This is a genomic window from Rubricoccus marinus, assembly GCF_002257665.1.
Classification (GTDB): Bacteria; Bacteroidota; Rhodothermia; order Rhodothermales; family Rubricoccaceae; genus Rubricoccus; species Rubricoccus marinus.
Window position 1 is genome coordinate 2,202,897 of record NZ_MQWB01000001.1, and the last position, 9,425, is coordinate 2,212,321.

The 9,425-nt window shown below is 67.9% G+C and carries 10 protein-coding genes; 4 read left to right on the forward strand and 6 right to left on the reverse strand.

All coding sequences use genetic code 11. From position 1 onward, the window contains the following. Positions 1-39 precede the first annotated feature (39 nt). Both rpsP and ffh read right to left on the reverse strand, forming a co-directional pair. Positions 40-861: a 30S ribosomal protein S16 gene (rpsP, locus tag BSZ36_RS20090; RefSeq protein WP_179271112.1), complete on the reverse strand. Its 822-nt coding sequence runs from the start codon at positions 859-861 to the stop codon at positions 40-42. A 116-nt stretch (positions 862-977) separates the two neighbouring features. Then, the gene (ffh, locus tag BSZ36_RS09360; RefSeq protein WP_094548245.1) at positions 978-2,339 is read right to left on the reverse strand and encodes a signal recognition particle protein; all 1,362 of its coding nucleotides are present in this window, start codon (positions 2,337-2,339) and stop codon (positions 978-980) included. Positions 2,340-2,726: 387 nt separating this feature from the next. On the opposite strand from ffh, the gene BSZ36_RS09365 reads away from it, so the two are divergent. After that, on the forward strand, positions 2,727-4,397 hold the full coding sequence (locus tag BSZ36_RS09365; protein WP_143536832.1) for a hypothetical protein: 1,671 nt from the start codon (positions 2,727-2,729) through the stop codon (positions 4,395-4,397). 43 nt (positions 4,398-4,440) lie between these two features. Next, positions 4,441-5,685 carry a tryptophan 2,3-dioxygenase gene (locus BSZ36_RS09370; protein WP_094548249.1) on the forward strand — a complete coding sequence of 415 codons (1,245 nt, stop codon included), beginning with the start codon at positions 4,441-4,443 and terminating at the stop codon, positions 5,683-5,685. A 19-nt stretch (positions 5,686-5,704) separates the two neighbouring features. Here BSZ36_RS09370 and BSZ36_RS09375 read toward each other — a convergent pair whose 3' ends face one another. After that, positions 5,705-6,118, reverse strand: a complete 414-nt coding sequence (locus BSZ36_RS09375; protein WP_094548251.1) for a hypothetical protein — start codon at positions 6,116-6,118, stop codon at positions 5,705-5,707. 20 nt (positions 6,119-6,138) lie between these two features. Further along, complete coding sequence (locus tag BSZ36_RS09380; protein ID WP_094548253.1) at positions 6,139-6,522, reverse strand: carboxymuconolactone decarboxylase family protein; 384 nt, start codon at positions 6,520-6,522, stop codon at positions 6,139-6,141. On the opposite strand from BSZ36_RS09380, the gene BSZ36_RS09385 reads away from it, so the two are divergent. Further along, positions 6,521-7,120 carry a 5-formyltetrahydrofolate cyclo-ligase gene (locus BSZ36_RS09385; RefSeq protein ID WP_094548255.1) on the forward strand — a complete coding sequence of 200 codons (600 nt, stop codon included), beginning with the start codon at positions 6,521-6,523 and terminating at the stop codon, positions 7,118-7,120. The genes BSZ36_RS09380 and BSZ36_RS09385 overlap by 2 nt on opposite strands. 57 nt (positions 7,121-7,177) lie before the next feature. Further along, complete coding sequence (locus BSZ36_RS19710; RefSeq protein WP_218827625.1) at positions 7,178-7,966, forward strand: PspC domain-containing protein; 789 nt, start codon at positions 7,178-7,180, stop codon at positions 7,964-7,966. 222 nt (positions 7,967-8,188) lie between these two features. On the opposite strand, the gene BSZ36_RS09395 is transcribed toward BSZ36_RS19710, so the two are convergent. After that, a complete protein-coding gene (locus BSZ36_RS09395) occupies positions 8,189-8,764 on the reverse strand; it encodes a hypothetical protein (protein ID WP_094548257.1) in 576 nt (191 codons plus the stop codon). Positions 8,765-8,857: 93 nt separating this feature from the next. Then, a partial coding sequence (locus tag BSZ36_RS19365; RefSeq protein WP_094548259.1) for a fumarylacetoacetate hydrolase family protein occupies positions 8,858-9,425 on the reverse strand: 568 nt, incomplete at its 5' end.

The following is a 9,425-nucleotide window of genomic DNA, read 5'->3' on the forward strand; positions in this document are numbered from 1 at the left end:
ACAGGCGCGAGGGGGCCGTAAAGGTCGACCGGGGTAGGGCTACGCCTCCTTGGTCTCGTCGTTGCCGTCGGCGGCACCGGCGTCGGCCTGGTCGGCGACTTCCTCGCCAGTCTCGGCCTCCACGGCGTCGGAGGTGGTCTCCTCAACGGCGGGCTGCTCCTCGGCGGAGTCGGCGGCGGGCTCGGCTACGTCCTCGGAGGTCGTCTCCTCGGTCGCGGCGTCGGCACCGGCGTCGCCAGCGGCCTCAACCTCGGCCTGCTTGGCGGGGACCTCAGCGGTCTCGCCCTGCACGGTCTCTGCGTCGCCAGAGGCCTCTGGCGCAGCGTCGGCGGGCGCCTCGGCGGCCGTCTTGGCAGCGAGTTCGGCCTCGGCAGCGGCGCGGGCCTCAGCCTCCTCGGCCTCTTTCTGCGCCTGGAGCTCGGCTTCCTTGGCGGCCTTCTCCTCAGCGATCCGCTTGGCCTCGGCGTCAGCCTTTTTGCGCTCCTCGGCGAGGGCAGCCTTGCGGCGGTCAGCGGCGGAGGTGCTCTCGGTGCCCTTGGCGCCCGCTGCCTCGCGGTGAGCGGCAACCGCCTGGTCGATCTCCTCAGCGCCCTTGCCCTTCAGGCCGAGGTGGCGGCGGAGCAAGATGCCCTCCTTGGAGAGGATGGAGCGGACCGTGCCGGACGGCTGCGCGCCCTCACCGAGCCAGTAGATGATGCGGTCGGCGTTGAGCGCGAGGACCTGCTGCTCGGAGAGCGGCTCGTAGCGACCGAGGTCCTCGATGAACTTGCCGTCGCGGGGCGAGCGGGCGTCGGTGGCGACGATGGAGTAGATGGGGAGCTTTTTGCGGCCCATCCGGCGGAGGCGGAGCTTGACTGCCATTTTGTTTGAGTTCCGGGTTTTGAGTTCCGGGTTCCTGGTTGGAAAAAACGTAAGGGATCGAGCCCGGCCTCCTGCGCTCCACAACTCGGAACTCGGAACCGGAACTCGGAACGGTTCTAGCGACGGCCTCTGGCGCGTTGCAGGTCGGAGAGCGAGGCTTGCCGTCCCTTTCCAGAGAGGCGAGACATCGTCTTCATCATCTTCTTCATCTCGCGGAACTGCTTGAGCAGCCCGTTGACGTCTTGGACCTCCATGCCGGCGCCAGCGGCGATGCGGCGGCGGCGGGAGCCGTTGATCTGGTCCGGGTTGGCGCGCTCGTAGGGCGTCATGGACTGCACGAGGGCTTCGATGTGCTTGAACGCATCGTCCTCCACGTCGATGTCCTTCATGACCTTCCCGACGCCGGGGATCATGCCGATGAGGTCCTTGATGGACCCCATGTTCTTGATCTTCTGGAGCTGGTCGTAGAAGTCCTGAAGGTCAAAGTCCTGCGTGCGGAACTTCCGCTGCAGCTTTTCGGCCTCTTCCTCATCGAACTGCTCCTGCGCCTTCTCGACAAAGGAGACCACGTCGCCCATGCCGAGGATGCGCTGCGCCATCCGGTCCGGGTAGAACTCGGTGAGGGCGTCCAGCTTCTCGCCCGTCGAGGCGAACTTGATCGGCTTCTGCACGACCGAGCGGATGCTCAGCGCCGCGCCGCCGCGGGTGTCGCCGTCAAGCTTGGTCAGGACGACGCCGTCCACGTTGAGCTGGTCGTTAAAGGCCTTGGCCGTGTTGACGGCGTCCTGGCCCGTCATCGCGTCGACGACGAACAGGATCTCGTCGGGCTCGACGGCGCCCTTGATCTCGACGACCTCTTTCATCATCGCCTCGTCCACGTGGAGGCGGCCCGCGGTGTCGATGATGAGCGTATCGCGGCCGGTCCGTCGCGCTTCGTCCTTGGCGCGGCGCGCGACCTCGACAGCGTCCTTGAGCGGCACGCCGTCCTCGCCGCGGATGGAGAAGACCGGCACGCCCACCTGCGAGGCGAGCGTCTCCAGCTGGTCCACAGCAGCCGGACGGTACACGTCGGCGGCGGCCAGCATGGGCGAACGGCCCTTGCTCTTGAGGTACTTCGCGAGCTTGCCGGTAAAGGTCGTCTTGCCGGAGCCCTGCAATCCCGCGATGAGGATCACCATCGGGGGCTTCTTTGGCGTGTTCAGGTCGATGTGAACATCGCCGAGCAGAAAGACGAGCTCGTCGTAGACGGCTTTGACAAACTGCTGGCCCGGGGAGACGGCGTTGAGGACCGACTCGTCGGTGACCTTTTCCTTGACCTTGTTGGTGAACTCGCGGGCGACGTCGTAGTTGACGTCGGCGTCGAGAAGCGCGCGGCGAATCTCGCGCATCGTCTCGGCGATGTTCAGGTCGTTGATGCGGCCTTCCCCCTTGACGTTTTTGAGGGCGGCGTCGAGCTTGTCGGAGAGCGACTCGAACAAATCGTGTGGGCTCGCTGGGCGAGCGGCTCGTGGGACGGGGTGAGCACGCGGGCGAGATGCCAGCGCGGCGTCGGGCGGGGCCGAAAGACCTGTGCGGGCAATCCGCGAGGGGCGGCCGTAGCCCGGACGCGGGGGTCCGAACGGCGGAGCGCGAATCTACGGATCCCGCCAGGGGCCTCTGGCGAAGGGAGGGAGAATCCTGTTCTGGGTTCTGGGTTCTGGGTTCTGGGTTCTGGGAATCAAACCCATCTAAGCCTCTGGCGCCAGAGGCAGGAATGGAATGAGCGCGAGGAAGGCGAGTTGGCCTACCCGCGACAACGCCCGCCTCTGGAGTCACGGGCACTCGACCTCCCGGTCGGTAGCTTCCGGGATATGCGCTCACACGCGATGCCCCTTGTCCGATTGGCCGGCTTAGTTGTTGCTCTGCTCGTGGCGAACGGGGCTGTAGCGCAGACCGTCATGGAATTGCGGGAGGACGCCCGCATCACTCCCGCAGACACCACGAACCGACTCCGCTTCGGCAGCGATCTCGCCGCTACATCCCGCTACGCCTTCTTTGGCGCTTACGGCGACATTTCCTTTCCTGGAAATCAGCGCGGAGCTGTCTATGTTTTCGAGCGTGAACCCGAGACCGGTGCGCTCGCACAAAGGCAGAAGCTCATCCCCCCGCTCGACCGCTTCTTCGCCGACTACGGCCACGCTGTCGCCGCGGTGGAGGAGCCATCAGAGACTGGAGGGCCTGTTCGGACGACGCTCTGGGTCGGCTCCAGTACCGACGACCCCCAACGTCCAGATGGCACCTACGCCCGAGAAGGTGGCTTCGTCCACGCCTACGAGGCCGACGCGGACGGTGAATGGACGATCCGCCAGACGCTCACCGCTCCGGGCTACATAAACGACTACGAGAGGTTCGGTAAGGCCATTGCCCCCGACGCCAGAGGCAGCGCGCGAGTGCTCATCTCCAGAAGCGGCGGCTCCCCGCTCACGGGCAAAGGGTTCATCTACGAGCGTGGAGCAGGCGAGCTTTGGGTGCACGCGGGCACGCTCACGCCTCAGACCCTTCCGCCGATCGACACCCGGCGGCAGTCCGAGTTCGGCGCAGCAGCAGGTCTCTCCAGCGATGTCGCTGTTGTTTCCGACTTTCTTGCCCCTTCGGACACTTCCGTATTCGAGACAATCGGCGCGGCATATGTCTTCGAGCGGGATCCGGCGACAGGGATTTGGTCAGAGGCTACCCGGCTCCTCCCCCCGCCCGGACTCGTCATCCCCGGCGTCCGCACGTTCTACGGGAAAGACGTGGCCGTCGTCCACGCCGCCGGGCGCCCCGTCGTTCTCGTCGGCGCGCCGTTCCTCAACGGCGGGGGTTACGTGTTCGCCTACGAGCGAGACGAGGCCGGAGTGTGGAGTCTCGCCGAGACTCTCACCTCGGCCGACGGCTCGGGCAACAACCGGTTCGGGTGGTCGCTCGACGTGGCCGAGCAAGAGGATGGCGGCGCGATGGTGCTCGTGACAAGCCCATTTGCGACGGTAGACGGCTTCAGCGCGGCGGGTGCAGCCGAAGTGCTCTACCGTGACGCGCGCGGCCCGTGGCGGCCTCTGGCGCGGCTTCGGACCTCGCGGCCGGGGCAGTTCAAGTACGTAGGAAGCGATGGAGCGGCATTGACGGCAGACGGGTTCGCGCTAATCTCATGTGAGGAGGAGACCGTGTGGCCCGTAGCGCAGGTGGGGGCGGCGTACCACTACAACGTGGGCGCTCTCGTGCCCGTAGAGACGGAAGCCGCTCCGCCGGAGGGGGCTGGAAGCGTGTTATCGATAACGCCGAACCCCTCGCGCGGGGGGGCACGGGTAACGCTGACGCCAGAAGCGGATGCCTCTGGCGGGGCTGTGCGCGTGACGGTCGTGGACGCGCTTGGCCGTGAGGTGGCAACTCTCCACGCGGGGCCTCTGGCGGGAGCGGGGTCGTGGGCGCTGCCTGCCTCTCTCGCGCCAGGGATCTATACCGTGCTCGCCAGAGGCCAGGGTGAGGTGCAGAACGTGCGGGTGACGGTGGTGAAGTAAGAGCCTCAGGCGCCAGAGGCCCCTCCCGCCCGTACCATCCCGCATGGCCGACCTCTCCCCTCGCGATCCCTGGTGGGACCTCGCCCTCGACCCCGACGCCCGCGCCACGCCCGCTTCCGCCCGCCGTGCCTCTGGTGACGCGGAGCGCCCGAGCCTGGACTACGGCTCTTACCTCGGGCTGGATGCCCTGCTCTCTGCCGGAGACCCCGCCTCGACGGTCCCGGACGAGCGGGCTTTTCTCGCCATCCACCAGTTGTGCGAGGTCACCTTCCGGCTGATGCTCGTCGACCTCGGCGTCGTGGCCGGCACGCTGGCCCACCTCGCCGATGCGCCAGAGGCCACGTTCGAGCCTCTGGCGACCGAGCCCAGCCCAGACGAGCGCGGCGGGCCGAGCGCGTTCTGGCGCCCGGCGTTGACCGCGGCGGCGCGGCTGCGGCACAGCGCGCGCCGCGTGCTCCCCGCCATCATGCCGTACGTCGGCAAGGGAGACGATGACGACGTGCTGTTCTCTTCCATCGAGTTCGCTCTCTTCCGGGATGCGCTCGCGCCATCGAGCGGCTTCCAGACGGCGCAGCTCCGCCTTATTCAGCGCGCGCTCGCAAAGGGCCCGCTCCTAGACCTCCCCGTTTTCCCCGGCGGGTCGTTCGGCCAGGCCTACGCGGGCTGTCCCGTGGGGCACGTCGCACTGGGAGATCCGCTTGTGCTCCGGGGCGGGCACTCGCGCGCGTTCCCGGCCGACGACTCGCCAGAGGCCATCGTCGCCACGCTGGACCCTCTGGCGCACCGCGTCCTCGCGCGGCTGGCCGGTCACGCCTCTGGCGAGCACGCGGCGCCGCGCGTGCGGACGCTGTACCCGGACGAGGTCGAGCGAAGCGTCGCCCGGTTCCGGCAAACCCTCGGCGGGGCGCCAGAGGCCGAGGAGGCGACAGAGGCGTTCCGGTTCGCGCTCGCTGCGGCGGCCGATGCGGAGAACGATCGCCGCCAAAGGCTCGGCGACGCGCGGCGGGGGGCCGTCGCGCTTCACGGACCGCTCCGGGGCACCTGCCTCGCCTTCATTCTAGACCGCCTCGTGGCGACGGACCTCGCGCTCCACGCGCCGGATGCAGACTCCTTCCTGAGCGTTCACCGCAAAGCCGTCCGCCGCCACGTGGCAGGCGACAGCGGGACGGGCGGCGGCGGAATGCCTTACCTCGTCACGAGTCAGCGCTACCTCCTCCCTCTTTTCCCGGCGCTCGTCGCCTACGCCGACCTCGGCATGTCCGAAGACGCCGACCGCGAGCGCTGGTAGGCCTCTGGCGCCAGAGGCGTCACCAGACCAGCGACGGCGGAAGCGACTCCCGGTTGAGAGACCGCAGGGCGCCCTCCATGTTGGCGTGCGAACTCGCCGATTTGCCGCGGCGCCGGATAAAGCGGACCAGGAGGTCGCCTACCATGTCCTCGGCGGCCACTTGGCTTTCTACCAGCGCGTCGTGCCCCCGCCCGTGCTCCGTCACCTCGTCCACGAGCGGCTGCATCTCCTCGGGGCCCATGATGTGCGCTTCCACGCGCGAGCAGTCCCAGATCACGTCGAACGAGTCCTCCCACTCGGGGAGGGCGAAAAGGGTGGCGGCCCCGGCCCGCATGTCCGCCCCCGTCACGCGCCCGGCGAACCGGACGGTTCCGAGGCCTTCCTCTGGGTCAACGCGCGCTTCGAAGGGAGGAGGGGCAGAAGAGGCGTCCATCGGAAGGAGTAGGCTGTGGCTTAGCCAAGATCGTCTGCCGCCCCCTCCCGCCGCTTGACCAAGTCCACAGTTTCCACCGCGTGGCGCAAATGTGGAATCACGATGCTTCCGCCGACAACGAGCGCCACGTTCATAGCGTCCTCAAGCTCAGCCTCCGTCCACCCCTCAGCCATGCACTGCTCGATGTGGTAGTCGATGCAGTCGTTGCAGCGGAGCACCATGCTGGCGACGAGGCCGAGGAGTTCCTTGGTCTTGCCGTCCAGCGCGCCGTCGCGGTACGCGGCCGTATCCAAGTTGAAAAAGCGCTTGATGCCGCGATGGTCGCCCTCATCGAGGATGCGGGCGTTCATCTTCGCGCGGTAGGCGTCGAACGCATCGAGGCGGTTGGTGGTAGGCTCTGACATGGACGCGATGGAAACCGGGAATGTGGCGGCGGAGAAAGCGCGGGCGCGCAAGCTGTTCCGCGCCCGCCGCGCCGCGCTTGCGCCAGAGGCCCGGCAGGCGCAGAGCGTCGCCATCTGCTCCCAACTCCTCCCCTTTCTTCACGAGAGGCGGATGCGCACGCTCAGCGCCTTCTGGCCCCTGGCGGAAGAGGTGGACCTCCGCCCGCTTCTGCGAGGCCTCGCCGCCTCTGGCGTCACGGTCGCGCTCCCCGTCGTCGTGAGTGAGCGCGGAGACCGACCGCGCCTGGTACACCGCGCCTTTCAAGGAGACGCCGCGCTCGCCAGAGGCCGGTTCGGCGTGATGGAGCCTCTGGCGACGGCGCCGCTCGTCGCTCCGAGAGACGTGGAGGTCGCCCTCGTGCCCGCGCTCGCCGTCGACGCCCGAGGCGTGCGGCTGGGCTACGGCGGCGGGTTCTACGACGCGTTCCTCGCGCAGACCGAGGCCATGCGGGTCGCGGTCGTCTTCGCCTCTGGCGTAGCGGCGCGCCTCCCGGCGGAGCCGCACGACGCGCGCGTGGACTGGACCGTCACGCCAGAGGCCGCGAGGGCGGCCACCTGAGCGCAACCCCTCGGGACGGGCAGCGTAGTTTCGGGAGGCCCCCTCTCCTTCTCTCCGATGGCAACGCGCCAGCGCCGTTCTTCTCGCTCCGATTCCGACGAAGCCCTCGACGACGAGTTCGCGAGCATCTCCGAGGAGGACATCCAGGCGTACCTCGCCGAGGTAGAGGACGAGGAGGAAGAGGAAAAACCGGACCCGGGCTTTCTCAACCTCCAAACCGGCGCCGGGCTCGGACTGATCGGGCTTGGAGGGCTGTACACGATGCAGCTGTTGGGCTTTCTCCCGCTCGGGGCTTCGCTCGCCACGCTTGTCGCCGTAATGCCGTGGGTCGCGGGCATCCTCATCATGCTGACGGGTTTCGGCGTGCTCTCGTGGAGCCCCGCGGCCCGGCGGCGCCGCAAAGCCCGGGAGCGTGCCGTCCGCGCCGCGCGCCGACGCAAGCAGAAGACCATGGGCCGCCAGAGGCGGAGCGCCCCGACGGACGCCGCCGGGCGCCGCGCCCGCAGCGCGTTCGAGCAGGCCGCGCGGGCCTCGGCTACCGCCGGCCGCACCGCGCGCCGCGCCATCGACGCCTCTCGCGAGCGCACTCGGTCCATGACCGCAGGCCGTTCCGTGGGTCGGCGCCTGGCGAAAAACCGCAAGGACAAAAAGATCTCGGGCGTCGCCAGCGGTATCGCGGCCTACTTCGGCATCGACCCGACGGTCGTGCGGATCGCGTTTGTCCTGGCGTCCATCTTCGGCCAGGGCGCCGGGCTCATCATCTACCTCATCCTCTCGTTCGTGCTGCCCAACGGGGAGGCCTCTGGCGACGACGATGACCCGTACGTGCTGAACATCCGGGACTAAGCGTCCTGAACTCGCGTCGGTGCGAGCGTAGGCGCCTCGCTAAGTATTGAGGCGCCAGACCGCCATACTGCTACCCTCCCCGTCGCCACAGAGGGTTTGCTAGGCAGAGCACAACCCTGCCTGCCGCGATGACGGCCTCTGGCGCCAGAGGCCAAGGCTGTGGAAACAGAAACGCCGGCTCTCCCGAGGGAAAGCCGGCGTGTGAGCAACGCTCGGAGCGGACTACTGGTTGGTGTGGTCCGGGCTCCACATCTTCTGCGTGTTCTCGATCGCCTGATCCGCGACGCTTCCGTCGATGATCCGGTCCTCTGAGTTCAGCTCGTGCGCCACGACGGTGCAGACCGTCTTGGAGAGCTTCACGAGAAGCGGCGTGATCTGGCCGAGGTGAGTCAGCGCGAGATCGGCGAGCTTCTGGTCCTTGAGACCGAGCGCAGTCGTGTGCAGCATGTGGTAGCTGACCGCCGCGAGGCTAAGCGCCGTGTAGTCGTCGCGCACCATGCGCGAGACCTGGTCGGTGTTGCGGAGGCGGTCGATCAGGCCGGCCGCCTCGCCGAGAACGCCGAGAAACGCTTCCTTGGCGGCTTCGAGAACGCCGCCGCCTTCGGTGCCTTCGTTGTACGCCTCGAGCGCGGTGTTCTGGCCCTTGAGCGTGCTGATGATCTGGTCTAGGAGACCGTTCAGTTCGGGATAGGCATCCGTCGCGCCGGACGCGCGCTGATGCTCGACGGCGTTCTGGATGTGCTGGGTGACGCCGGCCATATCGGTGGCGTACTGGTTGAGGAGATGCTGGCGATCCATGGGATGGAGGGGTAGATGAGAAAGGACCCCTCCAAGCCTTCCGAGACGGATTCCGTTCCCTCCTAACCGCGTTTCCACACCACGGCGCGGCAGCTACCGCCGTACCGTGACGCTGAGTTCGGGCAGCCCAGCTCCGGTGCAGCGGAGCGTCTGGCCCGGCGCCAGCGGCCCGACGCCCTCTGGCGTCCCAGTGTAGATCAGGTCGCCAGGCTCCAGCGTAAAGACGGACGAGCAGTACGCCACGAGCGCCGCAACGGAGAAGATCATCTGCGCCGTAGACCCTTTCTGCCGCGTCTCGCCGTTGATCGTCAGCTCGATCTCGAGATCGCCTACGTCGCCGATTTCCGCCGCCGACGCCAGAGGCCCGAGCGGCGCAAACGTGTCGAAGCCCTTCGCGACCGACCACGGGTGGCCCTTTTTCTTGGCCTCGGCCTGGATGTCGCGGGCCGTCAGGTCCAGTCCCAGCGCGTACGCCGCCACGTGGTCCAACGCGGCCTCTGGCGCGATGTCCTTGCCGCCCGTCCCGATCACGGCCACGAGTTCGAGTTCGTGGTGCACGTCCTCGGATTGCGGCGGAAGCACGATCTCGCCGCCCGAAGCCACGAGCGCAGTCGTGGGTTTGAGAAACACCATCGGCGTCGTGGGCACGTCCGAGCCCATC

Coding starts and splice junctions, on each gene's coding strand:
- BSZ36_RS09370 (WP_094548249.1), top strand. CDS start 4,441: ATGGCCGACCTCTCCCCTCGCGATCCCTGGTGGGACCTCGCCCTCGAC.
- rpsP (WP_179271112.1), bottom strand. CDS start 861: ATGGCAGTCAAGCTCCGCCTCCGCCGGATGGGCCGCAAAAAGCTCCCC.
- BSZ36_RS09385 (WP_094548255.1), top strand. CDS start 6,521: ATGGACGCGATGGAAACCGGGAATGTGGCGGCGGAGAAAGCGCGGGCG.
- BSZ36_RS19710 (WP_218827625.1), top strand. CDS start 7,178: ATGGCAACGCGCCAGCGCCGTTCTTCTCGCTCCGATTCCGACGAAGCC.
- BSZ36_RS09375 (WP_094548251.1), bottom strand. CDS start 6,118: ATGGACGCCTCTTCTGCCCCTCCTCCCTTCGAAGCGCGCGTTGACCCA.
- BSZ36_RS09395 (WP_094548257.1), bottom strand. CDS start 8,764: ATGGATCGCCAGCATCTCCTCAACCAGTACGCCACCGATATGGCCGGC.
- BSZ36_RS09365 (WP_143536832.1), top strand. CDS start 2,727: ATGCCCCTTGTCCGATTGGCCGGCTTAGTTGTTGCTCTGCTCGTGGCG.
- BSZ36_RS09380 (WP_094548253.1), bottom strand. CDS start 6,522: ATGTCAGAGCCTACCACCAACCGCCTCGATGCGTTCGACGCCTACCGC.